Origin of the sequence: Salipiger pallidus (genome assembly GCF_014643635.1) — a bacterium.
Classification (GTDB): domain Bacteria; phylum Pseudomonadota; class Alphaproteobacteria; order Rhodobacterales; family Rhodobacteraceae; genus Salipiger; species Salipiger pallidus.
Window position 1 is genome coordinate 126386 of sequence record NZ_BMJV01000008.1, and the last position, 24879, is coordinate 151264.

19 protein-coding genes and 1 tRNA gene are annotated in these 24879 nt (G+C 65.3%); 12 read left to right on the forward strand and 8 right to left on the reverse strand.

Going from position 1 to position 24879, the window contains the following annotated elements:
• Positions 1 to 12: 12 nt before the first annotated feature.
• From IEX41_RS17685 to lipB, 3 genes are all read right to left on the reverse strand, one after another.
• The gene (locus IEX41_RS17685) at positions 13 to 510 is read right to left on the reverse strand and encodes a DUF2244 domain-containing protein (RefSeq protein ID WP_188791645.1); all 498 of its coding nucleotides are present in this window, start codon (positions 508 to 510) and stop codon (positions 13 to 15) included.
• A gap of 82 nt (positions 511 to 592) precedes the next feature.
• Entirely contained in the window at positions 593 to 2266 is a 1674-nt protein-coding gene (ctaD, locus tag IEX41_RS17690; protein WP_188791646.1) for a cytochrome c oxidase subunit I, read from the reverse strand.
• Between the two features lie 684 nt (positions 2267 to 2950).
• The gene (gene lipB / locus IEX41_RS17695) at positions 2951 to 3601 is read right to left on the reverse strand and encodes a lipoyl(octanoyl) transferase LipB (RefSeq protein ID WP_188791647.1); all 651 of its coding nucleotides are present in this window, start codon (positions 3599 to 3601) and stop codon (positions 2951 to 2953) included.
• A 339-nt stretch (positions 3602 to 3940) separates the two neighbouring features.
• Between lipB and IEX41_RS17700 the strand changes: the two genes are divergently transcribed.
• Positions 3941 to 4027, forward strand: a tRNA-Leu gene (locus IEX41_RS17700).
• Between the two features lie 95 nt (positions 4028 to 4122).
• Here the strand turns inward: IEX41_RS17700 and IEX41_RS17705 are convergent.
• From IEX41_RS17705 to IEX41_RS17720, 4 genes are all read right to left on the reverse strand, one after another.
• Positions 4123 to 4554, reverse strand: coding sequence for a YbjQ family protein (locus IEX41_RS17705; RefSeq protein WP_188791648.1), 432 nt, complete (start codon positions 4552 to 4554; stop codon positions 4123 to 4125).
• A 302-nt stretch (positions 4555 to 4856) separates the two neighbouring features.
• On the reverse strand, positions 4857 to 6395 hold the full coding sequence (locus IEX41_RS17710; RefSeq protein ID WP_188791649.1) for a tripartite tricarboxylate transporter permease: 1539 nt from the start codon (positions 6393 to 6395) through the stop codon (positions 4857 to 4859).
• 10 nt (positions 6396 to 6405) lie between these two features.
• The gene (locus IEX41_RS17715) at positions 6406 to 6837 is read right to left on the reverse strand and encodes a tripartite tricarboxylate transporter TctB family protein (protein WP_188791650.1); all 432 of its coding nucleotides are present in this window, start codon (positions 6835 to 6837) and stop codon (positions 6406 to 6408) included.
• A 101-nt stretch (positions 6838 to 6938) separates the two neighbouring features.
• Positions 6939 to 7928 carry a Bug family tripartite tricarboxylate transporter substrate binding protein gene (locus tag IEX41_RS17720; protein ID WP_188791651.1) on the reverse strand — a complete coding sequence of 330 codons (990 nt, stop codon included), beginning with the start codon at positions 7926 to 7928 and terminating at the stop codon, positions 6939 to 6941.
• Positions 7929 to 8107: 179 nt separating this feature from the next.
• Here IEX41_RS17720 and IEX41_RS17725 point away from each other — a divergent pair, with 179 nt between their 5' ends.
• From IEX41_RS17725 to IEX41_RS17740, 4 genes are all read left to right on the forward strand, one after another.
• Positions 8108 to 8791 carry a response regulator transcription factor gene (locus IEX41_RS17725; protein ID WP_188791652.1) on the forward strand — a complete coding sequence of 228 codons (684 nt, stop codon included), beginning with the start codon at positions 8108 to 8110 and terminating at the stop codon, positions 8789 to 8791.
• Positions 8788 to 10155, forward strand: a complete 1368-nt coding sequence (locus tag IEX41_RS17730) for a sensor histidine kinase (RefSeq protein ID WP_188791653.1) — start codon at positions 8788 to 8790, stop codon at positions 10153 to 10155. Before IEX41_RS17725 ends, IEX41_RS17730 begins: the two co-directional genes overlap by 4 nt.
• Positions 10152 to 11183, forward strand: coding sequence for an ABC transporter substrate-binding protein (locus IEX41_RS17735; RefSeq protein WP_188791654.1), 1032 nt, complete (start codon positions 10152 to 10154; stop codon positions 11181 to 11183). Before IEX41_RS17730 ends, IEX41_RS17735 begins: the two co-directional genes overlap by 4 nt.
• 150 nt (positions 11184 to 11333) lie before the next feature.
• On the forward strand, positions 11334 to 11549 hold the full coding sequence (locus IEX41_RS17740; RefSeq protein ID WP_188791655.1) for a SlyX family protein: 216 nt from the start codon (positions 11334 to 11336) through the stop codon (positions 11547 to 11549).
• 6 nt (positions 11550 to 11555) lie between these two features.
• On the opposite strand, the gene dnaE is transcribed toward IEX41_RS17740, so the two are convergent.
• Positions 11556 to 15080, reverse strand: coding sequence for a DNA polymerase III subunit alpha (dnaE, locus tag IEX41_RS17745; protein ID WP_188791656.1), 3525 nt, complete (start codon positions 15078 to 15080; stop codon positions 11556 to 11558).
• Between the two features lie 585 nt (positions 15081 to 15665).
• On the opposite strand from dnaE, the gene IEX41_RS17750 reads away from it, so the two are divergent.
• The 7 genes from IEX41_RS17750 to IEX41_RS17780 all read left to right on the forward strand — a co-directional run bounded on the left by IEX41_RS17750 (position 15666) and on the right by IEX41_RS17780 (position 24835).
• The gene (locus tag IEX41_RS17750; RefSeq protein ID WP_188791657.1) at positions 15666 to 16271 is read left to right on the forward strand and encodes an alpha/beta hydrolase; all 606 of its coding nucleotides are present in this window, start codon (positions 15666 to 15668) and stop codon (positions 16269 to 16271) included.
• A gap of 187 nt (positions 16272 to 16458) precedes the next feature.
• On the forward strand, positions 16459 to 17826 hold the full coding sequence (xdhA, locus tag IEX41_RS17755) for a xanthine dehydrogenase small subunit (protein WP_188791658.1): 1368 nt from the start codon (positions 16459 to 16461) through the stop codon (positions 17824 to 17826).
• Positions 17823 to 20267 (forward strand): xanthine dehydrogenase molybdopterin binding subunit, encoded by a 2445-nt coding sequence (gene xdhB / locus IEX41_RS17760; RefSeq protein ID WP_188791659.1) that lies wholly within the window; start codon positions 17823 to 17825, stop codon positions 20265 to 20267. The genes xdhA and xdhB overlap by 4 nt, the downstream gene beginning before the upstream one ends.
• A complete protein-coding gene (gene xdhC / locus IEX41_RS17765) occupies positions 20257 to 21228 on the forward strand; it encodes a xanthine dehydrogenase accessory protein XdhC (protein ID WP_188791660.1) in 972 nt (323 codons plus the stop codon). The genes xdhB and xdhC overlap by 11 nt, the downstream gene beginning before the upstream one ends.
• The gene (locus IEX41_RS17770; RefSeq protein WP_188791661.1) at positions 21195 to 22718 is read left to right on the forward strand and encodes an ABC transporter ATP-binding protein; all 1524 of its coding nucleotides are present in this window, start codon (positions 21195 to 21197) and stop codon (positions 22716 to 22718) included. Before xdhC ends, IEX41_RS17770 begins: the two co-directional genes overlap by 34 nt.
• Before the next feature lie 123 nt (positions 22719 to 22841).
• Positions 22842 to 23927: an ABC transporter permease gene (locus IEX41_RS17775; RefSeq protein ID WP_188791662.1), complete on the forward strand. Its 1086-nt coding sequence runs from the start codon at positions 22842 to 22844 to the stop codon at positions 23925 to 23927.
• Positions 23927 to 24835, forward strand: coding sequence for an ABC transporter permease (locus IEX41_RS17780; protein ID WP_188791663.1), 909 nt, complete (start codon positions 23927 to 23929; stop codon positions 24833 to 24835). Before IEX41_RS17775 ends, IEX41_RS17780 begins: the two co-directional genes overlap by 1 nt.
• Positions 24836 to 24879: the final 44 nt, after the last annotated feature.

Genomic DNA, 24879 nt, shown 5'->3' on the forward strand with positions numbered 1-24879 from the left:
GTCCTTCGTAATTCAGCCTTGCGCCAGCTGCGCGAGCCGGTCTGACAGCTCGGCGTGTAGCGCCTTGCGTTCGTCTTCGCTCAGAAAGGCGCCGATCTCAACCTCTCGTCCTCGTCCCGACAGGGTGACGTAGAAGGGGACAGGCCCGCCGTCGCGGTGCAGCGTCACCCGCGCCCAGTACGGGTTTTCTTGCCAGTCTTGCGGCGGCCCCTTGGTATTGTGTCGCCTCAGGGTCAGGGCGTCGGGGGACAGGGTGAGTATCTCGAGGATCTGCCGGTCGCGGTTGTTGCGGCGGATGGCGAACCAGATGCCCCCCACGGCGGCGAGCATGAACGGTAGCAGCGCCCAGAGCAGGCTTGTCCCCAGCAGACCGAAGAACGGGATCACCGCAAGCGCGAAGAAGCCCAGCATGAAATTGGAAAAGCCGTCCGGCGTAAGTGACTGGTGCGGCCAGAGATGCATCTCTCCATGGCCATTACGGTCTGGTGGGGTTTCCCAGCGGTAAGGCATCTTGGGGATCCTCGGTCCGGTTTGAGGACATAACGCAAAAGGCCCCGGAGATGCTCCGGGGCCCTTCGATTTGGATCAGGCCTCAGTGGGCGTGCTGCTTGTCCCAGTCCTCGCGCTTGGGAAGCTGCTCGAACGTGTGCTCGGGCGGCGGCGAGGGCAGGGTCCACTCCAGCGTGTCCGCGTATTCGTTCCACGGGTTGCGTTCGGTCGCCGGTGCGCCCTTGCGGACGGTGTAGATGACGATGCCGAAGAACAGCAGGAACGACGCGAAGGACAGCAGGGCACCCCAGCTCGACACGAAGTTCCAAGTGGCGAAGGCTTCCGGGTAGTCGATGTAACGGCGCGGCATGCCCTGGCGGCCAAGGAAGTGCTGCGGGAAGAACGTCAGGTTCACACCGATGAAGAACATCCAGAAGTGCAGTTTGCCCAGCGTCTCGGGGTACATCTTGCCGGTCATCTTCGGCAGGTAGAAATAGACCCCCGCGAAGATGGTGAAAGCTGCCCCCATGGACATGGTGTAGTGGAAGTGGGCCACCACGTAGTAGGTGTCGTGGTAGGCACGGTCGACGGCCGCCTGCGACAGGACGATGCCGGTGACGCCGCCCACGGTGAAGAGGATCAGGAAGCCGATGGCAAAGAGCATCGGCGTCTTGAACTCGATCGAGCCGCCCCACATGGTCGCGATCCAGCTGAAGATCTTCACCCCTGTCGGGACCGCGATCACCATGGTTGCCAGCATGAAGTAGCTCTGCTGGGTCAGCGACATGCCGACTGTGTACATGTGGTGCGCCCACACGACGAAGCCGAGCGCGCCGATCGCGATGATCGCCCAGACCATGGGCAGGTAGCCGAAGATGGGCTTGCGCGAGAAGGTCGCGATGACGTGGCTGGCGATGCCGAAGCCCGGCAAGATCACGATGTACACTTCCGGGTGGCCGAAGAACCACAGGATGTGCTGGTAGAGGATCGGATCACCGCCGCCGGCCGGGTCGAAGAACGTCGTCCCGAAGTTACGGTCGGTCAGCAGCATGGTGATCGCGCCGGCCAGAACGGGCAGCGACAGAAGGATCAGCCATGCGGTGATGAACACCGACCATGCGAACAGCGGCACCTTGAACAGGGTCATGCCCGGGGCACGCATGTTCAGGAAGGTGGTGATGATGTTGATCGCCCCAAGGATCGACGATGCGCCCGACACGTGCACGGCGAAGATCGCGAGGTCCGTGGACATGCCCGCCTCGGAGGTCGACAGCGGCGGATAGAGCACCCAGCCGATACCCGAACCCGCCTGGCCGTTGCCGCCCGGTGCAAAGACCGAACAGACCGCCAGCGTGGTCCCGGCGGCATAAAGCCAGAACGACAGGTTGTTGAGGCGCGGGAACGCCATGTCCGGCGCACCGATCTGCAGTGGCATGAAGTAGTTGCCGAAGCCGCCGAACAATGCCGGAATGACCACGAAGAACATCATCAGGATGCCGTGGCCGGTGATGAGCACGTTCCACAGGTGCCCGTTGGGAGTGCAGTTCTCGGTGGCGGTGGGAATCAGTCTCGCCCCCTCCATGCACATGAATTGTACGCCGGGCTCCATGAGCTCCAGTCGCATGTAGACGGTAAAGCATACCGAAATGAGGCCCACGATCGCCGAGGTGATCAGGTAGAGAATCCCGATATCCTTGTGATTCGTGGACATGAACCAGCGGGTAAAGAACCCCCGGTTGTCCTCGTGTCCGTGGCCGTGAATGGCGGCGTCAGCCATCTGGTGCCTCCTGATTGGTCTCGTCCCTTTTGACGCGCGGGTCGGTTACGACCGCGTGCGCGCCTCTCCTTCTTCCATCATTCTTTTAGAATGTCCCAAACAACCGGGCAATATAGGCATTTGATCTCGATCAAACTTTATTCCGGTCACCATGGCTTTAAAACGGCGCTTTCACCTGACTCTTTTAGTCTGAAATGTACCTCGATCCGGGCGCGTTTGCTGGCCGAACGTCGGGTCTTCCGGACCTGCGCCCGCGCTGTGCTGTCGGTAGCGTGAGCTCAGTTGCCAGTTACATTACTATAGGGGCCGGAAAATGGTTCAATTTGTGCAAAGCCTCGCCCACCCGCGTCCGACCAGGCCAGGGCGTCTGATCGATACGCCTTCTGCCCGCCGCCAGCGCGAGATCGCCGAGTGGATCGGGACGCTTTAGGCCCTGTCCGACGACGCCCTGGCAGAACGCGGCCTGCGAGGTGACGACATCCTGTCCCATGTCTCGGCCTCGCGCTGACCGGGGCACCTTCTTCGAACGTCTCGGTCCAGTCCCGGCTGGTGCGTTCGTTGCCGCGCGTGGCTTCCCCGTCCCGCCGCGGATCCCAGGCCGGAGCGGCCATTTTCCCGAGATGCAGGCTGCTCCGGCCATTTTACCTTGATGGCGAGAGAGTATGAAGCGAATCGCCTTTGTGTTCAGTCTTCGAAGACCAGGTCGAACGTGGACTTAAGCGCCACATCCACGTCGGTCATCGTCACCGGCAGGCCCAGGTCAACGAGGCTCGTCACCCCGTAATCGCTGATGCCGCAGGGCACGATGCCGCCGAAATGTTCAAGCTCGGGTTCCACGTTGATCGAGATGCCGTGGAAGCTCACCCAGCGGCGCAGGCGAATGCCGATGGCGGCGACCTTGTCCTCGGCCATGCGGCCATCGGGCAGGGTGGGGCGGTCAGGGCGTTCGACCCAGACGCCCACTCGCCCCTCGCGGATATGGCCGGTGACCGAGAACTCGGCCAGAGCCGCGATCACCCATGTTTCCAGCTGCTTGACGAAACGGCGCACATCCCGGCCGCGCTTGCCCACGTCGAGCATGACATAGACCACCCGCTGCCCGGGGCCGTGGTAGGTGAACTGGCCGCCGCGCTTGGTGGTGAATACCGGGAATCGGTCCGGCTCGCGCAGGTCCTCGACGCGGGCAGAAGTGCCAGCGGTATACAGGGGAGGGTGCTCGACCAGCCAGATCGCCTCGTCCGCCTCGCCGCGGGCGATGGCTTCGGCCCGGGCCTCCATGAAGGAAACCGCCTCGTCATAGCCGGTAAGGCCGTCTGTCGTGATCCATTCCACCATGCCAGCGGGCTAGGCCCGGGCGCAGGCGCCGTCAAGAGTGCATGCGATTTGGGCATGGGTAGAGACAAGGCAGGGCGGCTCACCGGCGCTCCGTCGGATGCCCGCGCAGGCTGAGAGCAAAGCGTTTCGGCCTGCACAGGTATCGGTTTCATCATGTGCATTGGGTGCTGGTGAGCGATGAGGCGTCGGCAGGCGCCAGCCAAGGGAAATATGCCTGCCGCCATTCCCGTTTTCCGGGCGTCTTCCGGGGCTTGCGAAGAAAAATGCGACCATCTGCGATTTTCCTCTTTTCATCCCCGTGGGGACTATGTAGAGACCGCTTCACCAAGCCTAGACAGTGCGGTCGTGGCGGAATTGGTAGACGCGCAGCGTTGAGGTCGCTGTGGGGTAACACCCGTGGAAGTTCGAGTCTTCTCGACCGCACCATTCTCTCCCAGACGAGAGACACTCCCGAACATAGGAAATGATATCATCCCCTTAGGGGCCACCCGGCATGGCGCGTCCATGGCCGGTTTTCTGCATTATGGTCGGTGCTCAGGGGCTGAGGCAGGATTGCTCGCGATACGAACTGCGGTGCCCGAGGCAACCAGCAGAACCATGTTCCCGGCGGCGCTCAGTTCCGTGTAGTCGAGGTCAACCGCGATGACGGCATTAGCGCCCACCGCGTGCGCCTCTTTCTTCAGTTCATGAAGAGCCGTGCGGCGGCTATCGCGGAGGGTCTTCTGCACGGCGGCAGAGCGTCCGCCGATAACGTCGCGGACCCCGGCGAAGAGATCCTTGAAGATGTTCATACCGAAGGCGCATTCGGCGGTGACGATCTCGATCCGCTCGAGGATCTCGAGGTTGGGGGCGGTTTCGGTGGTGAGGAGGATGGCGGCGATGTCTCGTTCTAATTCGAGCTGATCTTCCTCAAAGTTGTCTGAGTGGCGGGTGATCAGTTCCGACGCCCCCATGGCGCATTGATGGCAGAGGCCAGCAGAGCCGGGATCAAAGAAACCAAGCTTTCGGCCGCAATTTGCACAAGCTGCCACTTCGAAACTCCTGAAGGTAAAGGCTCATGGCGCAGCCTTGCAGTCTTTCCGTGCACCCACAAGCCTGGACAATTTGTTTGCCCAGTTGAACTGCGATCTGTGATCTGAGTGCTCTCACATGGGCCGATATTCTCGATGTCCCAATGCCGGGTCTGACTCTCCCCGAACGAAAAAGGCGCACGAGGTGTCCCCCGTGCGCCCAGTCGAAACGATCAGCGGCTTCTTCAGTCCGAGATCGAGCCCTCGTCCTCGCCCTTGCGGTGCATCCGTGAGCGCAGGGCGCGGCCGACGATCAGCGGCATGATGAAGCCGATGATGGCGATGGCCCAGAGCGTGATCGACAGCGGGCTGTCCACCAGGGTGAACCAGTCGCCGTTGTCGATGGTGATCGCGCGGCGCAGGTTGTTCTCCATCGTGTTGCCCAGCAGCGTGCCAAGGATGATCGGCACCAGCGGCACATCGAGCTTGCGCAGCACCCAGCCCATCACCCCGAAGCCGATCATCACCAGCAGATCGAAGGTCGACCCCGAGATGCCATAGATCCCGACGAAGCTGACCATCGCCACGATCGGCATGAGGATGCGCGGCGGCACCATCAGCACGCGGGTGAACAGGCCCACCATGGGGATGTTCAGCAGCAGGAGCATGATGTTGGCGATGAACAGCGCCGCGATCAGGCCCCAGACCACGTCGGGGTTCTGGGTGAACAGCAGCGGGCCGGGCGTGATGTTCAGCGACAGCAGCACCGCCAGCAGGACCGCAGTGGTGCCCGAGCCTGGCACACCCAGCGCCAGCATCGGCACGAGCGCGCCACCGGCAGCCGCGTTGTTGCCCGCCTCCGGGGCGGCCACGCCGCGGGGATCGCCGGTGCCGAAGGTGCCCTTCTTGTCCACCAGCTTCTTCTCCATGGAGTAGGAGATGAACGACCCCAGCGAGGCACCCGCACCGGGCAGTACGCCCGCGATGAAGCCCAGCACCGAGGTGCGCAGCATGGTCGGCGTGCAGGCCTTGATCATCGACATGGGCGGGGTGAGGCGCCCGACGGTCAGTTTCTTGCTGTCGGCGTCTGCGTCACCATGGCGATGCTCGAGGAAGATGAAGACCTCGGAGAGGGCGAAGAGGCCGACGATGGCGACGAGGAAATCGAGCCCGTCATAAAGGTGCACCTCGCCGAACGTGAAGCGCGGCACGCCGGTCTGGGTGTCGACGCCGATGGTCGCAAGGCCAAGGCCCAGCATCGCGGCGAAGGCCGATTTGGCCTGGTTGGTCGAGGACACGCCTCCCAGCGTGGCAAAGGCCAGCGCGAAGAGGGCGAAGTATTCCGCCGGTCCGAACAGCAGCGCGATCTTGACCAGCTGCGGTGCCAGCAGGATCAGGCCCCAGGTGGCGAAGAAGGCCCCGACGAAGGAGGCGATCCCCGACAGGGACAGCGCTTCGCCCGCCATGCCCTTCTTGGCCATGGGGTGTCCGTCGAGCACGGTCATCATTGCCGGCTCGTCACCGGGGATGCCCAGCAGGATCGAGCTGATGCGCCCGCCGTACATGGCGCCGTAATAGACCGAGGTCAGCAGGATGAGCGACGGGGTCGGGCCAAGGCCCATGGTGAAGGCCAGCGGGATCAGGATCGCCACGCCGTTCGACGGCCCGAGTCCGGGCAGGGCCCCCATGATCGTCCCGAGGAAGCAGCCCAGCAGCGCAAGGCCGAGGTTCTGCAGGGTGAGGGCAACGGCGAAACCGTCGCCTAGGTTGGCAAGAAGTTCCATGCTGTGTTCCTCAGAAGCCGAGCGGGCCGCGAGCCAGCGACAGCCCCAGCACAAGGTGGAAGATCACGTAGATGCCGACCGAGGTGCAGACCCCGATGATCAGCGACTGCAGCGGAGCCGATCCAAGCCGCCAGGTCAGGTAGGCGGCGGCCGCTGCGGTGGCGATGACAAAACCCACGATGGGCAGAAACTCGGCGTAGAGGATCATCGCGACCACGGCGGCGAGGATCTCGGCCAGGCGGCCGAGGCTTGGCCATTCCGGGCTGGCGTCGGGCTTCAGCGCAATGAAGAGCGACGACAGGCCGAGGATGGTGGCGATGATCAGCGGAAAGGCCTTGGGGCCCACTTCGTCGGAAAGGAAGCTTTCCTCGATCTGGAAGGCGGCCCAGGCGAAGAAGATGGCGAGCGCCAGGCCGAACAGCCCGAAGATGCGGTCACTCATGGTGTCCCCCTGTGGATGCTTGATTTTCTGGATATTAAGATGCGGCGGACCCTGGATGGCATGGTCCGCCGCGCACGTCCCGCGCGAGCGGGAGATGGGGATTACTTGATGATCCCGATCTCGCGCGAGATGTCCTGGATTTCGGAGACGCTGTCGGTGACGAAGGTCTCGAACTCGGCACCCGCAAGGTCGAGCGGCGCAAGGCCGTTGGCCTCCATGATGCTCTTCCATTCGTCGGATGCGTAGAGATCGGCGATCTTCGACACCCACGCGTCATAGGCTTCGTCGCTCATGCCGCCGGGGGCGTAGAAGCCACGCCAGTTGGCGCCGATGGCGTCGATTCCCTGCTCCTGCGCGGTGGGGAAGTCGGCGAAGTCACCGGACAGGCGCTCGGGCGACAGAACCGCGATGACCTTGATGTCGCCGCTGTCGACAAAGCCCTTGGCTTCAGATGCGTCACCGGTGAAGGCCTGCACGGAGCCAGCAAGAAGCTGGGTCACCGCCTCGCCACCGCCGTCGAAGGCCACGTATTTCACCGTGCGCACATCCTCGATGCCATAGGCATCCGCGGCGATTAGCACCTTGAGGTGATCCCAGCCGCCCACGGCCGAACCGCCCGCAATGGAGACAGAGCGCGGGTCTTCCTTCATCATGTCCAGAAGCTGCGGCAGGGTTTCGATCTCGCTGTCGGCGGACACGGCGATCACGCCGTAGTCGGCGCCGATGGACGCGAGCCAGCGCACCTGGTCGGTGGTGTTGCCCGGGTAGGCACCCTGCGCAAGGCGGGTCGCGGTGGCGGACGAGGCCGCGACGATCAGATCGTTGCTGTCGGCACGCTTGTTGACGACCTCGGCAAAGGCCACGCCGCCGCCGCCGCCGGCAAGGTTCACGACCTGCATGGTCTTTTCGATCAGGCCCTGGTCCTGCATGGACTTGCCCACCTGGCGGCAGGTGAAGTCCCAGCCGCCACCGGGGTTGGCCGGGGCGATGCACTCGGGGTTCTCGGGGGTAAAGTCCTGCGCCTGTGCGGCAATTGCCGACACGCCAAGAACAGCTGCTGCCACGAGGCCACGGGTTGCGGTGATGATCATGTGTTTCCTCCTCAGATCAGGCGCCGCGCCTCCTTGCACGTCGCCGAATGCCGACCCGCCGTTTCCGGAGCCGGTTGGCAGCCGGGGCACCTGCGGGGTAAGACGTTTCTACTGCGTCAACCTGTCGCGAACCTGTCAGTGTCAGGATTGAGTCGCAGTATGACGGGAAGGGGGGCTTGATGCGCGTGCTGCTCGTCGAGGATACGATGGATCTCGCCGACGGGATCATCGCCGGGTTTACCCGGTCCGGAATCGTCTGCGATCTTGCCCCGACTCTTGAGGCCGCGCGTGATTCCCGCGCGGTGCAGGGCTATGACGCGGTGGTACTCGACATCAACCTGCCGGACGGCTCGGGATTGCGTCTTCTGCGCGAGATGCGCGGGGCCGGGGACCGCACGCCGGTGCTGATGCTTACCGCGCTGGTGTCGGTGGACGACCGGGTGGTGGCGCTGGATCAGGGGGCGGACGACTACCTTGGCAAACCGTTCGATCAGCGCGAACTCGAGGCGCGGCTGCGCGCCCTCGTGCGCCGCGAGGCCGAGCAGAAGGGGGATACCGTGGCGCTCGGGCCGCTGCGCTTCTCGCCCGCCGGCATGACGGCGACCCTTGGTGACGACCGGCTCGACCTGACGGGGCGCGAGGCGGCGCTGCTTGGCCTGCTGCTGCGGCATCAGGGGAATTACCTCAGCAAGACACGGCTTTACGATAGCCTCTACGGCTTCGGAGACGCAGACGTCGGGGTCAATGCCATTGAGATCTACATTGGCCGCTTGCGCAAGAAGCTTGCAGGAAGCGGTGTGGAGATCATCACTCAGCGCGGTGTTGGCTATCGCATTGATTTCGAAGCAGGGGCCGCGACATGAGCCTGGCGTCTCGGGTCCTGGCCGCGGTCTTGGCGCTGTTGCTGGCCGGTGGCGTCTGCGCGGCCTTCTGGACGCTCTACAACGGTCGCATCGCGGCGGAAAAATCCTATGACCGGATCCTTCTGGGCGCGGCCAGCGACATCGCCGAATCGATCCGGGTGCAACGCGGAGCCCCGGTGGTCGATCTGCCCGTCTCGGCGTTTCAACTGCTGGCGCAGGCGCCGGACGACCGCATTCACTACGCTGTGCGCGGCCCTGGTGGGCGCTTCATCACCGGTCTGCAAACATCCCATCGCGAGCCCGGGCGCACTGCCGCCGGTCCCGTCTACTTCGATTCCGAGCTGCAAGGGGAAGACGCCCGATTCGTGCGCATCACCCGGCGATTCGCCGAGCGGGACTTTTCGGGCGAGGTGACCGTGACAGTGGGACAGACCCTTCTGGCCCGCCAGGCCATGGCGCTCGAGCTGGTGACGGGCGCCCTCGTGCCCATGGTCCTGGCGGGGGGCGTGCTGATGATCCTGGCCTGGGCTGTCATCCGGTCGGCGATGCGCCCGCTCGATACCCTGTCCGAGGAATTCTCGGCCCGCGACCCACAGGACCTGACCCCGGTCTCGACCGAAGGATTGCCACGCGAGCTGGGTGTCCTGCTGGCCGGCATGAACCGCTTCATGGGTCGCATCGACCGGCAGGTAGAGGGCATGCGGACGCTGATCTCGGACAGCGCCCACCAGCTGCGGACCCCGGTGGCCGCCATCCGTGTGCAGGCGGAATCGCTTCTCGAACAAGAGGATGGCCCTGCTCGTGACCGCTCTCTTGCCCGCATCCTGGCGCGCACGCGGTCCTTGGGGACGTTGCTTGACAAGCTGTTGTCGCGGGCTCTGGTCATTCACCGCACCGAAAGCGCTCCGCGCGAGGTGCTGGACCTGCGGGAGGTGGCGCTGGAGCTGGTTGAGGCCAGCGATCACGAGGTCCTCGCGCCCGATGCGGAGCTGCGGCTCATGATCGGGGAGGGGCCGGTCATGGTGCGGGCCGACGGCTTCTCGCTGCGCGAAGCCGGTCGCAACCTGCTGGTCAACGCGCTGAAACACGGGCAGGCGCCGGTGGCCATCGGCGCCTCGGTCCAGGGGAAAGAGGCGACGCTGTGGGTCGAAGACAGCGGCCCCGGCATCCCACCCCAGATCGAAGGCAGCCTCGGTGCCCGGTTCCAGCGCAGCACCGCGTCACGCGAGGACAGTGTCGGGATCGGTCTGTCGATCGTGGTGGCGACTGCCGAAGCCTTCGGCGGCCACGTGGACACGGCCCGCACGGACGGGCGCTTCCGCATCATGCTCGTTCTGCCGCTCTGCCCGGAGGCCCCCACATGATCCGCATCCTGATCCTGCTGCTGACGCTGTTACCCGTGGGCACCACCGCGCAAGAGGCCACTGCCACGTTCGGAACGGGCGGCTCTACCCTGCTGCTGCGATCAACCACTGACCTTTCGATCATCCGCCCGGTGATGGAACGGTTCACTGAACGCAATCCCGACATCCGGGTAAGCTATGAACAATGGGGTTCAAACGCGCTGTTCGAAGCCAGCCGCAACGCCTGCGAGGGCGAGGGGGTGTCAGCGGATGCCATCTTCACGTCGGCGGTCCATCAGGCGCTGTTCCTCGTCAATGCAGCCTGTGCCCGTCCCTACCGCTCGGCGCTGACCACGGCGCTGCCGGAGGCGCGGCGCTGGCGGGACGAACTTTGGGGCATCTCCGAGGAACCGGCCGTCATCGTCTACAACAGCGATGCGCTGGAAGGCGACCGCGTGCCGCGCAGCCGCTTCGAGCTGCTCGACCTCATGCGCCGTCAACCCGAGGCGCTGCGCGGCCGCATTGCCACCTACGACATCGAGGCGTCGGGCCTTGGCTACCTCTTCGCCCATGCCGACAGCCTCGAGGCCAGCACCTTCGGCGCCATGCTCGAAGCGCTCGCCCGCATGGATGCCATCGCCACCTGTTGTTCCGCCGAGATCATCGACGGGGTCGCTTCGGGACGCTATCACATCGCCTACAACGTACTCGGCTCCTACGCGGCGCAGCGGGCCGGGCGCCACATCGGTGTCATCCTGCCCGAGGATTATACCCTGGTGCTGTCACGCGCCTACCTGATCCCGAAACAGGCTGGCAACGCTCCCGCAGCCGAACGCCTTCTGGACTTTCTGCTCGGGGCCGAGGCGCAGACCATGCTGGCCGATATCGGTCTTGTCATGTCGGTGGATCCCTCGGAAACCGGCTTGCTGCCAAGCGCCCGTCGCCTGATCCCACTGTCGCCGCCATTGCTGCGCGCGCTCGATGGCAGCACGCGCGCTCGCATGTTCCATTTGTGGGCCAACGCGTTCGAGCGTGATGGCGGCGGCTGACCCCGGCCAGCGTTTTCTCTTGTCGAAAAGTATTCCAGCGGGACCCCGCAGGGCGGGGCAGAGCCCCTTTGGTCCCGGGCAAGCGGCGAGAGCCATGGACAGGAACGCCGCTCGTGCCTAAATGCGGCAGCGACAGATCAGGAGAGCCCCATGACCCAAGGGACCACGGACGCCCAAGCCCTCGAAGAGCGCATCGCCTATTTGGAGCGCGCAATGGATGACCTGTCGGACACAATAGCCCGGCAGGATGGCGAAATCGCGTTGCTAACCCGCCGCGTCGCCCTGTTGCTCGAACGCGAGGCCGAGCGTCAGTCCGATGGCGGCGGCAGCGCGATCATGGCAGACGTCCGCCCGCCGCACTACTGAGGCGGCTCAGAAGTCCTCCACCGCGAGCACCCCGTCGAGCGATTTCACCGCGCCCTTGATCTCGGGCGTGACGGGAAAGTCCTGCTTGAGGTCCATCTCGACCTCGCCGGGCAGGCCGTCGGCATTTAGGCACAGTCGGATCGGCCCCCGCGCTGCTTTTGGCATCTGCTGCGCCGCACGCCCAAGGACCGAGGCAATATGCGGCACTGTGCCCGGCGTCTCGATATAGATCCGCATGCCTGCGGCTCCGGCATCGGCCACCACTGTGTCGACGGGACCGAAGCTGCGCGCCAGCAGCTTGAGCTGATCGCTTTCCATGGTGGCCTCGACCGTCACCACCACCTTCGATCCGGTCTCCAGCAGATCGCGGGATTTTTCCAGCGTGTCCGAGAAGATGGTGACCTCGTAGCCGCCGGTGGGATCCGACAGCTGGGCAAAGGCAAAGCGGTTGCCACGCGCCGATTTGCGCTCCTGCCGGCCGGCGACGATGCCGGCGAGCTTGGCGATGCAGGCCCCGCCGCGGGCCTTGTCCTCGACCTCGTCCAGGGTCATCACGTCGCGCCGCTTCAGCGCGGGCATGTAATCGTCAAGCGGATGGCCCGAGAGGTAAAAGCCGATGGCCTTGAACTCTTCGGCCAGCCGTTCCGCGGGGAGCCAGTCGGGCACCGGCGCAAGGCGCGGCTCGGGCAGATCGTCGCCCGCCTCGCCGAAGAGCGACACCTGCGCCGAGGCGCGCTGTTCATGCACCGCCGCCGAATAGGCCACCAGCGCATCGAGGCTGTCGAACATCCGCCGCCGGTTGCGGTCGAGCTGGTCGAACGCCCCGGCCCGCGCCAGCATCTCGAGCGGGCGCTTGCCCACGCGCTTGAGATCCACTCGGCGGGCCAAATCGAAAATCGTGGCGAAGGGGCGATCGGGGCTCTTGGGATCCTCGGGCACGGACCGCCGCCCCTCGGACACCAGTCGCATGGCATCGAGGCCGACGTTCTTGAGCGCGCCCAGCCCGTAGACCAGCTTACCCTCGTGCACGTCGAACTCGGGCTGAGAGCGGTTCACGCACGGCGGGATGTAATCGAGCTTGAGGCCTTTCTTGGCCTCGTAGAAATACACCGACAGCTTTTCCGTCAGGTGGATATCGCAGTTCATGACGCCGGCCATGAACTCCACCGGGTGGTTCGCCTTGAGCCACGCGGTCTGGTAGGACACCACTGCATAGGCCGCCGCGTGCGACTTGTTGAAGCCGTAGTTGGCGAATTTCTCGAGAAGGTCGAAGACCTCGGTGGCCTTCTTCTTGTCGACGCCGTTTTCCGCCGCGCCTTTTTCGAACTTGGGGCGTTCGGCGTCCATCGCCTCTTTGATCTTCTTGCCCATGGCGCGGCGCAGCAGGTCGGCGCCGCCAAGCGAATAGCCCGCCATCTCCTGCGCAATCTGCATCACCTGTTCCTGGTAGACGATGATGCCCTGCGTCTCGGCAAGGATGTGGTCGATGGACGGGTGGACCGAAGTGATCTTGCGCTGGCCGTTCTTGACCTCGCAATAGACCGGGATGTTCTCCATGGGGCCGGGACGGTAAAGTGCCACCAGTGCCACGATATCCTCGATGCAGGTGGGCTTCATGCGCTTGAGCGCGTCCATCATGCCGGTGGATTCCACCTGGAACACCGCGACCGTCTTTGCATCCGCGTAAAGCTTGTAGGTCTTGGGATCATCCAGAGGAATGAGGTTCATCTGGTTCTCGCCGCCATCGGCGGGCTGGTAAAGCTCGGTCCCGTCGGCGGCCACGTGGATGGGCCGCCCCGATTTCAGGATGAGGTTCACCGCGTTCTGGACCACGGTCAGCGTCTTCAGGCCGAGGAAGTCGAACTTCACCAGCCCGGCCTGCTCCACCCATTTCATGTTGAACTGGGTCGCGGGCATTTCCGAACGCGGATCGCGGTAGAGCGGCACCAGCTCGTCGGTGGGGCGGTCGGCGATGACCACGCCCGCGGCGTGAGTGCCCGCCGAGCGCAGCAGCCCCTCGACCTTCATGCCGTATTTCAGCAGCCGGTCCACCACCTCTTCGTTGCGGGCCTCTTCGGCAAGGCGCGGCTCGTCGCGCAGGGCCTGCTCGATGGAGACGGGCTTGACCCCTTCGACGGGGATCATCTTGGACAGGCGGTCCACCTGCCCGTAGGGCATCTGCAGCACCCGGCCCATGTCGCGCACGGCGGCCTTGGACAGCAGTGCGCCGAAGGTGATGATCTGCGCCACCCGGTCATGGCCGTACTTGTCCTGCACGTAGCGGATCACCTCTTCGCGGCGGTCCATGCAGAAGTCGATGTCGAAGTCGGGCATCGACACCCGTTCCGGGTTCAGGAAGCGTTCGAACAGCAGGCTATAGCGCAGCGGGTCGAGGTCGGTGATGGTCAGCGCGTAGGCGACAAGGCTGCCCGCACCCGAGCCACGGCCCGGACCCACGGGGATGTCGTGATCCTTGGCCCACTGGATGAAGTCCGCAACAATGAGGAAGTAGCCCGGAAAGCCCATCCCCTCGATGATGCCCATCTCGAAATCCAGCCGTTCCTGGTATTTCTCGACTGATACCGCGTGCGGGATCACCGCGAGGCGGCGTTGCAGGCCTTCATTGGCCATGCGCCGCAGCTCTGCGACCTCGTCGTCGGCGAACTTGGGAAGGATCGGATCGCGGCGATACGTGGCGAAGGCGCAGCGCTTCGCGATCTCGACGGTGTTCTCGAGCGCTTCCGGCAGGTCCGCGAAAAGCGTCGCCATCTCCTGTGGGGTCTTGAGATAATGCTGGGCCGTGAGGCGGCGGCGCGGGTGCGCCTGATCGACATAGGCGCCCTCGGCGATGCAGATCATCGCGTCGTGGGCCTCGTACATGTCGGCTTTGGGGAAATAGACATCGTTGGTGGCAACGAGCGGCAGGCCCATCTCGTAGGCCATCTCCACATGGCCACGTTCCGACAGCTTCTCCGCCTCGGGCAGACCGTCCTCGCCGGGGTGGCGCTGCAGTTCCACGTAGAGGCGATCGGCGTAGATTCGGTGCAGGGCGGTCATCAGCACCTGAGCAGCGGAGCGGTGGTTGTCGCGCAGCAGGCGGCCCACCGGGCCATCGGGGCCGCCGGTCAGGCAGATCAGCCCCTTGCCGTACTGCTCGAGCTCCTCGAGCGTCACGTGCCCCAGCTCACCGTCCGTGCGCATGTAGAGGCACGAGTTGAGCTTCATCAGGTTCTCGTAGCCTTCCTCGTTCTGCGCCAGCAGGACGATGGGGGCAGGGGTCTTGGGGCGTTCGCCCTGCGCCGGCTGAACGTAGCGCAGGTCAAGCTGGCAGCCGACGATGGGCTGCACGCCAGCGCCTGCGGCACCGACCGAGAATTCCAGTGCCGAGAACAGGTTGTTGGTGTCGGTGACCGCCACGGCGGGCATCTCCATGGCCTCGCAGAGGCCAGGCAGCTTCTTGAGGCGAATGGCCCCTTCAAGCAGCGAATATTCGGTGTGGACGCGGAGGTGGATGAATCGGGGATCTGCCATGTCTGCACAGTATGCCGCCGCCCCGGCAGGCGGAAGTCACGATTGCGCCCGGCGTTGCGTGACGGCCACGGCCGTGAGCGAAGTTCCTCAAAGGCGGCGCTCTGATGCCACAGTTTCATCAAATTGGCTTGTAACATTGTACTTCGTCGTTTGCCCTTGGTCGGGACGCGTGGTGTGCTTGCGAGAGCGCCTTGCCGTGCTGCCCAGGGCGTTGACACGCCAACCTCACAGCTGCAGATCGAGCCGTCCATCGCAATGCCGTCCCCTGAGACCTCCCTACGCCCTGCGCAACAGCCTGCGCCCGAGGTTCCGTTCGATCCGCGTATGATGGTCGGCCGGAAGCGGCGGCTGGTGCAGGCCGGATCGCGTCTGATGCCGTCGCTCATGGCGCGGATCCTTGCGTGGCGCTATGTTTGTTCGACCGTGTCACTGGATCGCTCGAAGGTCGATGCGCGGTCCGATGTCGCCTACGTTCCTCTGACGGACGCATACGGACTGTTGCGGTCATCAGTGCCGAAGGGGGCCGCGCAGCGCCGTGTCCTACTTCTTCCTGGCAAGGACGGGGACATCCGGCAGATGGCGCGCATGGCACGCGCACTGCGCCGCGACGGGGCCGAGGTGGATGCCATGGTCCTGCCCGGCCATCTTGAAAAGGCACGAACGCCCTGCGATTTCGGCACGCTGACCGACGCAATCGGGCACGCTATGGACGAGGGCGGCCCCTATGATGCGGTGGTGGCCCATTGCGTCAGCGCCTCGCCGATCCCGTGGCTTTTGGCAGAAGGACACAGCGCCCCGCGTGTGGTGATGCTGTCTACGCCGTTGGACCTTCGGCAGCTTGTCTATGTGGGAGCGCAGCAATTCGGTATCACCGGCGCATGCCGTGACGCCTTTCTGTATTGGGTCAACCGCTACGGCGGCCGGCACGATATCCTCCGCGACTGGCGACCCGTCGCGCGGGCGCGGACGGAACCGCTGCTGCTGTTGCACGCCCGTACCGATCACGCCGCGCCCATCGCCGATGTGGAGGAGCTGGCCCGGACATGGCCGGGGGCCCGCTTGCAGGTGTTCGAGACCTCCGATCATAACGGCATTCTCAGCAATGCCTGCGCGATCGCAGAGGTGGCCGCGTTCGTTCGTGCCGACGAGGAGGCCACCGTCGCGCTCAGGGCGTGTTCATCGAAAGGCTGACGCCGGCCCGCGCAGTGCCTTATTTGCCCGCAAACCAGACGCAGGGCCTGAAAAACAGGCATTTTCCTCTTGCCAAGCTTCGGCGGCCTTCACTAGCCTCGGACCCTAGCGGGGAACGTCCGCGCACCCCCTACGCCGCATCGGGGGAGCGCACCCGGATGGACATGTAAGGCGGCGGGTCAAATTCATGGATATCTGCTTTCTTCTCAACGGGGAAAGAGTCGAACTGCGTGGCGTATCGCCGACGCGCACGGCGCTGGACTGGCTGCGCGAAGAGCGTGGCCTGACGGGCACCAAGGAAGGCTGCAACGAAGGCGATTGCGGCGCCTGCACGGTGATGGTCACGGATGGCGAAGGCAGCCGGGCGGTCAATGCCTGCATCCTGTTCCTGCCCCAGCTGCACGGCAAGGCGCTGCGCACGGTCGAAGGAGTGTCGGGCCCCGGTGGCGAAATGCATCCGGTTCAGCGGGCGATGGTGGATCACCACGGCTCGCAATGCGGGTTCTGCACGCCGGGCTTCGTGGTTTCCATGGCCAATGCCCACAAGGCGGGCAACACCGGGTATGACGATGCGCTTGCGGGCAACCTTTGCCGCTGTACCGGCTATGCGCCCATCGTCCGCGCGGCCGAGGCCGCCGCCGCAGAGCCGGTGCCCGACTGGATGGACGAACCTGCGCTGGAGGCCCTGACCGCATCGGCGCAGACCCATGCCCCCGAGACGGGCGATGCACTTGCCGAGGTTTATGCGCGCCATCCTTCGGCAGTGCTTGTGGCCGGGGCCACGGATGTAGGCCTGTGGGTGACCAAGCAGCTGCGCGATCTGGACGAGGTGATTTTCCTCAACCGTTGCCGAGATCTGCAACGGATCGAGGTCACCGAAGGCGAGATCCGCATCGGCGCCGGAGTGACCATGGACCGGGTGCTGGCGCTCATGGCGGACCATTTCCCGGCCTACGCCCAGATGCTGCGACGCTACGGGTCGGCGCAGGTGCGGGCGGCGGCGACCATCGGCGGAAACATCGCCAACGGCTCGCCCATCGGGGACAACCCGCCGGTGCTCATCGCGCTGGGCGCGCGACTGCACTTGCGCCACCGCGACACGCGGCGCGAGATGGCGATTGAGGATTTCTTCATCGAGTACGGCAAGCAGGACCGCTACCCTGGCGAATTCGTCGAGGCGGTGAGCATTCCACGCCAGCCGGACCTGCTTCGGGTTTTCAAGTTGTCCAAGCGGTTTGATCAGGACATCTCGGCGGTCTGCGGAGCGTTTCGCATCACGGTCGAGGAGGGCCGGGTGAGCGATGCCCGCATCGCCTTTGGCGGCATGGCGGGCATCCCGAAACGCGCCTCGGCGGTCGAGGCGGCGCTGACGGGCAAGCCTTGGAACGACGAGGCGGTGGTGGCCGCGTGGGATGCCTGGGACGAGGATTTCCAGCCCCTGTCCGACATGCGGGCCAGTTCCGAGTACCGCATGGTGGCGGCGCGCAACATGCTGACCCGCTGCCTGCTCAGTGATCTTGGCGCGGCCACCGACGTGCGAGAGGTGCGGGCATGAGCGTGAACAAACCCCTGCCGCATGACGCAGCGCCGCTGCATGTCACTGGCAAGGCGCGGTATATCGATGATATTCCCACCCCTGCCAACTGCGTCCACCTTGCCTTCAGCCTGTCCGAGCGGGCCTCTGGACGGGTGACGGTGGACCTCGCGGAGGTACGCCGCGCGCCCGGCGTTCTGGGCGTTTGGGAGGCGAAGGACCTGCCGTCGGAATGCGATTGCTCGCCCTCGCTCGGGGACGAGCCGCTGCTGTCGGACGGGACTGTGCATTACGTCGGCCAGCCGGTATTCATGGTCGCCGCGACCTCGCATCTCCTGGCGCGCAAGGCCGTGCGCAAGGCGCGGATGAGCTACGAGGCAAGCAGCGCCATCCTTTCGGTGGATGCGGCGATGGAGGCGAACACTCGGTTCGAGGAAGGCCCGCGCACCTGGGAGAAGGGCGATGCGCAGGCGGCTCTGGCCGAAGCGCCGATGACCATCGCGGGCAGCATCGACATGGGCGGACAGGAGCATTTCTATCTCGAGGGACAGGCGGCGCTGGTATTGCCGCAGGAGGACGGTGATCTGCTGGTGCATTCCTCGACCCAGCACCCGACCGAGATCCAGCACAAGGTGGCCCATGCGCTTCACAAGCCACTGCACGCGGTGCGGGTCGAGACCCGGCGCATGGGAGGCGGTTTCGGCGGCAAGGAAAGCCAAGGTAACGCGCTGGCCATTGCTTGCGCCGTGGTGGCCGATGCGCTCGGGCGGCCGGCCAAGATGCGTTATGACCGTGACGACGACATGACCATCACCGGCAAACGCCATGATTTCCGCATCGATTACCGGGCGGGCTTTGACAAAGACGGCCGACTGCTGGCGGTGGATTTCGTGCAGTATACCCGCTGCGGCTGGGCGCAGGACTTGTCGCTGGCAGTGGCCGACCGGGCGATGCTGCATGCAGACAACGCCTACGACATTCCCGCCCTCAGAGTCGAAAGCCACCGGCTGAAGACCAACATGCAGAGCGCCACCGCCTATCGCGGCTTTGGCGGCCCGCAGGGGATGCTGGGAATCGAGCGGGTGCTCGACCACGTGGCCCATGCGGTGGGGCGCGATCCGCTCGAGGTGCGACAGGTGAACTATTATGCCGATGCTGCGCCTCTGGATGGGCTGGACGGGGGGCTGTCTGCCCCCCGGGAGCCTGCGGCTCCTCCCCCCGAGGATATTTCGGGTCAAAGGAAACATGGGGGTGAGGCGGACCTGGCATCGCGGGGGGCCGAAGGAGCCGCTCCCGTGGGGAGGCCCGTTGAGGCGCCTGCAGGGGCGCAGGTGACACATTACGGCCAGCCGGTGGAGGATTTCATTCTTGGGGAACTGACCGCCCGGCTGGCAGCGGATTGCGATTATGCCGCGCGGCGCGAAGCCGTGGCGCGGTGGAACGCCGAGACGCCCCTGCTCAAGCGAGGGCTGGCGCTGACGCCGGTGAAGTTCGGGATTTCCTTCACGCTTACCCATCTCAATCAGGCAGGGGCGCTGGTGCATGTGTACCAGGATGGCTCCATCGCCATGAACCACGGTGGCACCGAGATGGGGCAGGGGCTGTTCCAGAAGGTGGCGCAGGTGGCGGCGAGCCGCTTTGGCGTGCCGCAGGACCGGGTCCGGATCACCGCGACCGACACGGCCAAGGTGCCCAACACCTCGGCAACGGCCGCCTCTTCGGGGTCCGACCTGAATGGCATGGCGGTTGCGGCGGCTTGTGACATCATCCGTGAGCGCATGGCGGAACACCTGGCCGGGCTCTACCAGGCAGAGGCGGCGGGTGTGCTGTTCGCCGACGGATACGTACATGTGGGCGAGGAGACGCTGAGTTTCGAGGAAGCGGCAAAGCTGTGCTACGAGGGGCGGGTGAGCCTGTCATCCACCGGCTTCTATAAGACGCCCAAGATTGAGTGGGATCGCATTCGTGGGCAGGGGCGGCCGTTCTACTATTTCGCCTATGGTGCTGCCTGCACCGAGGTGGTCCTGGACACGCTGACCGGCGAATACCGGATCCTGCGCACGGACATCCTCCATGACGCTGGCGCCTCACTGAACCCGGCGATCGATGTGGGCCAGATCGAGGGCGGCTATGTGCAGGGCGCGGGCTGGCTGACCACCGAGGAGCTGGTGTGGGACAGCGAGGGGCGGCTGCGCACCCACGCCCCGTCGACCTACAAGATCCCTGCCTGTTCCGACCGGCCCGAGGTGTTCAACGTGGCGCTTTGGGACGGGTGGAACCGCGAAGAGACGATCTATCGCTCTAAGGCGGTGGGGGAGCCTCCGTTCATGCTGGGGATTTCGGCGTTTCTTGCGCTCTCGGACGCGGTGGCATCGTGCGGGGAGGAATACCCGGCGCTGGACGCGCCGGCGACGCCAGAGCGGGTGCTGATGGCGGTGCGGAGGGTTCAGGATGGGCTTTGACCTTGCCGGCCTGCGCGTCGCCGTGGCGCACCATGGGCGGGTGGCGCGGGTCGTGGTAGCCGATGTCGCCGGGTCGGCCCCGCGAGAGGTCGGTGCCGCGATGCTGGTCTGGGAGGGCGGTCAGCTTGGCAGCATCGGCGGCGGTGCGCTGGAGCTGATGGCCGCGGGCCGGGCGCTGGGCGCGCCGGGGCTCACGCGGCATCCGCTGGGCCCTCAGCTGGGGCAATGTTGCGGCGGGTCGGTGACGCTTCTGACCGAGCTTTATGGCGCGGCAGAGCTCGAGGCGCTGGACGGGGAGCTGAACGGGCCGGTGATGGCGCGGGGGCCGGGTGAGATGCCCATGGCCGTACGCCGGCTTCTGGATCGCGCGCGGGCACGGGGCATCCGGCCTGAGCCGCAGCTGGTGCAGGGCTGGATGGTCGAGCCGATGGCGGAGCCGTCGCGGCAGGTCTGGGTCTGGGGGGCGGGCCACGTCGGACGCGCCGTTGTTGCCACGCTTGCACCATTGCCGGACATTGCCATCACCTGGGCTGACACCGGGCCTGAGCGCTTTCCGGAGTCTCCGCCCGAGGGGGTGAGGCTGCTGCCCGCGCCGGATTTGCCCGGCGCGGTCTTTCTGGCCCCTCTGGACGCCGAGCATATCGTGCTCACCTACAGTCACGAGCTCGATCTTGCACTGTGCCACGCGCTGCTGGGGCGCGGGTTCCGCAGTGCGGGGGTGATCGGATCGGACACCAAGTGGGCGCGGTTTCGCAAGCGTCTACAATCGCTTGGACATTCCGATGCGCAGATTTCGCGCATCGATTGTCCGATTGGCGAGAAGAGCATGGGCAAGCACCCGCAGGCCATTGCCATCGGGGTCGCCGCAGACCTATTGATGCGCTCGGATTGCAAGACACAGGCGCAGGACACGGGGGGAGACAGCGCGTGGACGACACACTTCTCAGGCTCCGGGGGCTGACCAAGGCCTATCCGGGCGTGGTCGCCAATGACGATGTCTCGTTCGACATCGGGGCGTCCGAAATCCATGCGCTGTTAGGCGAGAACGGCGCCGGAAAATCGACGCTGGTCAAGATGATCTTCGGCCTCGTGCAGCCCGACAAGGGCGAGATGGTGCTGGAAGGCAAACCCTACGCCCCCAGTAAGCCGTCGGATGCGCGCCAGTCGGGCGTGGCCATGGTGTTTCAGCATTTTTCGCTCTTCAACGCGCTGGACGTGGCCGAGAATGTGGCCCTGGGCATGGAGACACCGCCGCCGCTGCGCGATCTTGCGCGGCAGATCCGCGAGGTGTCGGAGGCTTATGGGTTGCCGCTCGATCCACGCCGGACCGTGGGGACGCTGTCTGCCGGTGAGCGCCAGCGGGTCGAGATCATCCGTTGCCTGCTGCAGGAGCCGCGGCTGCTGATCATGGACGAGCCGACCTCGGTGTTGACGCCGCAGGAGGTGGAGATTCTGTTCCAGACGCTGCTCAAGCTGAAGTCGGAAGGCACATCGATCCTGTATATCTCGCACAAGCTCGAAGAGATCCGGACGCTTTGTGACGAGGCGACGATCCTGCGGCTGGGAAAGAATGTCGGCACCTGTACCCCGCGCGATGTGACGGCGCGGCAGATGGCCGAGATGATGGTGGGGTCGAGCTTTGCCGCCCCCGAGGTGCGGGGCGGTGAGGCCGGCGATGTGCTGCTCGAATGCCGCGCATTGGAGCTTCCCGCGCCGGGAGCGTTCGGCACGCCACTGCGCGAGCTGTCGCTGGAGGTGCGCAGCGGCGAGGTTCTGGGCATTGGCGGTGTGGCCGGAAACGGGCAGGATGAACTGCTGTCGGCGCTGTCTGGCGAGCGGCTGGCACCTGCCGGGGCGATCTGGTTCAAGGGCGAGGACATCAGCCGCAAGGGGCCGGTGGCGCGCCGGGCGCTAGGGGTTCTGAGCGCGCCCGAGGAGCGGCTGGGTCATGCCGCTGCACCGAACATGAGCCTGACCGAGAACGCGGTTCTGACCGCCGCCCGGCGCAAGGAGCTTGTATCCGGGGGCTTCATCGACTGGGCCGCGGCAAAGGGCTTTGCCGAGGAGGTGATTGCCCGGTTCGACGTGCGTACCCCGGGGCCGGGGGTCGCGGCGCGGGCGCTGTCGGGGGGGAACCTTCAGAAATACGTGGTGGGCCGCGAGATCCTGCAGGATCCGTCTGTGCTCGTGGTGAACCAGCCCACCTGGGGCGTCGATGCCGCCGCTGCCGCCGCGATCCGGCAGGCGCTACTGGACCTTGCAGGGCAGGGGGCTGCGATCATCTGCATCAGCCAGGATCTTGATGAGCTGATGGAGGTTTCGGATCGCTTCGCGGCGCTCAACGAGGGGCGCTTGTCGCGGGCGGTCCCGGTGGCGGAGCTTGATATCGAGAAGATCGGCCTGATGATGGGCGGGGCGCATGACATGGAGGTGGCGCATGCCGCTGGATGAAGCCGCATGCCTGCCTTGCGTTGCGCCGGTGGCGCCGCCGCGGGCGCGTATTTGCAAAGAGAAAAAGGAGCGGGGCGGTGCTTTATCCGTGCTGCCGTACTTCGTGAAACGGGAGGCGGGGCGATGATCCGGCTCGAGAGGCGGCCCGAGCCGTCGCGGCTCTGGACCGGGGTGACGCCGGTGCTCGCGGTGCTGCTGACCATGATCGTCGGCGGGATCATGTTCGCCGCCCTTGGAAAGCCGCCGCTGGAGGCGATCCGCACGATCTTCTGGGATCCGCTGTTTCACCCGCAGTTCGCCGGGTATTCGCGGCCTCAGCTTCTGGTTAAGGCGGGGCCGCTGATCCTGATCGCGATCGGGCTGAGCATCGGCTTCCGTGCGGGGATCTGGAACATCGGGGCCGAGGGGCAGTACATCATGGGCGCGGTCTGCGGCGCTGCCGTGGGGCTGGCGTTCTACCCGGCCGATTCCGCGCTGCTCTTCCCGCTGATGGTGGTGGCGGGCGCGCTTGGTGGCTGGGCCTGGGCGATGATCCCGGCGGTGCTGCGCACGAAGTTCGGTACCAACGAGATCCTCGTGTCGCTGATGCTGGTCTATGTCGCCGAGAACATCCTCGCCTCGGCCTCGTCTGGCTGGCTGCGCAATCCCGAAGGGCAGGGCTTTCCCGGATCTCGGAATTTCAAGCAATGGCCGGCGGTCTTCAATGACGAACTCGTGGCCGGGACCGGCATGCACTGGGGCGTCGTGGCGGCCTTCATCGCAGTGATTGCAGCTTATGTCCTTATGGCGCGGCATATCCAGGGCTACAACGTGCGGCTGACCGGCGAGGCGCCGCGGGCGGCGCGGTTTGCAGGCGTGTCGCCGGTGCGGATCGTGTTCCTGTGCCTTGGCATTTCAGGCGCGCTCGCGGGGGCGGCAGGGCTCTTCGAGGTGACGGGCCCGGCCGGGCAGGTCAGCATCGACTTCGGATCGGGCTATGGGTTCACCGCCATCATCGTCGCCTTCCTTGGCCGGCTCAACCCGTTCGGCATCCTGCTCGCCGGGCTGCTCATGGCGCTCACCTATATCGGGGGCGAGCTGGCGCAGCTGATGCTGGGGCTGCCGGGCGCGTCGATCCAGCTGTTCCAGGGGATGTTGCTGTTCTTCCTTCTGGCGACGGATGTGTTCACCAACTATCGCCTGCGGTTTGCAAGAAGGGAGACCGCCTGATGGACCCTGTCCTGCTTGTCGTTTCGATCATGGTGTCGGCTACGCCGATCCTGCTGGCTGCCATCGGCGAGATGGTGGTCGAGAAATCGGGGGTGCTGAACCTTGGGGTCGAGGGCATGATGATCACCGGTGCGGTGATGGGCTTTGCCATCGCCGTGGGCACCGGATCGCCGCTGCTGGGCTTTGCCGGGGCGGCGGTGGCCGGGGCGGCGCTGTCGCTGTGTTTCGGTGTGCTGACGCAGTACCTGCTGTCGAACCAGGTGGCGACGGGGCTTGGCCTCACGCTGGTGGGGCTGGGGCTGTCGGCGCTGATCGGGTCGAACTATGAAGGCCAGAGGGCGCCGTCGTTGGGCAGGCTCGACATTCCATTGCTGGGAGATATTCCGGTGCTGGGACGGATGCTGTTTTCCCATGACGTCATGGTCTACGCCAGCTTGGCCCTCGTCGCGGCGGTCTGGGCCTTCCTGCGCCTCACACGCGCGGGGCTTATCCTGCGGGCGGTGGGCGAAGACCACGAGAGTGCCCATGCGCTGGGGTACAAGGTGGTGCGGATCCGGCTGGCAGCCATCGCCTTCGGCGGGGCCTGCGCAGGGCTGGGCGGCGCCTACGTGAGCCTTGTCCGGGTGCCGCAATGGACCGAAGGGATGACCGCGGGCGCAGGATGGATCGCGCTGGCCATCGTGGTCTTTGCTTCGTGGCGGGCGCTTGGGGTGCTGATCGGGGCCTACCTCTTCGGAGGTGTCACGGTGATCCAGCTGAACCTTCAGGCGGCGGGCACCACGCTGCCGGTCGAGATCTTGTCCATGTCGCCGTACCTGATAACCATTCTGGTACTGGTGATCATATCTGCCCGCGGGGTGCATGGCGCACCCGGATCGCTGGGCAGATCCTTCCACGCCTCGAGCTGAGGCGGCCAACCCATTTCAATGACTTGAGTACGACAGGGAGACGA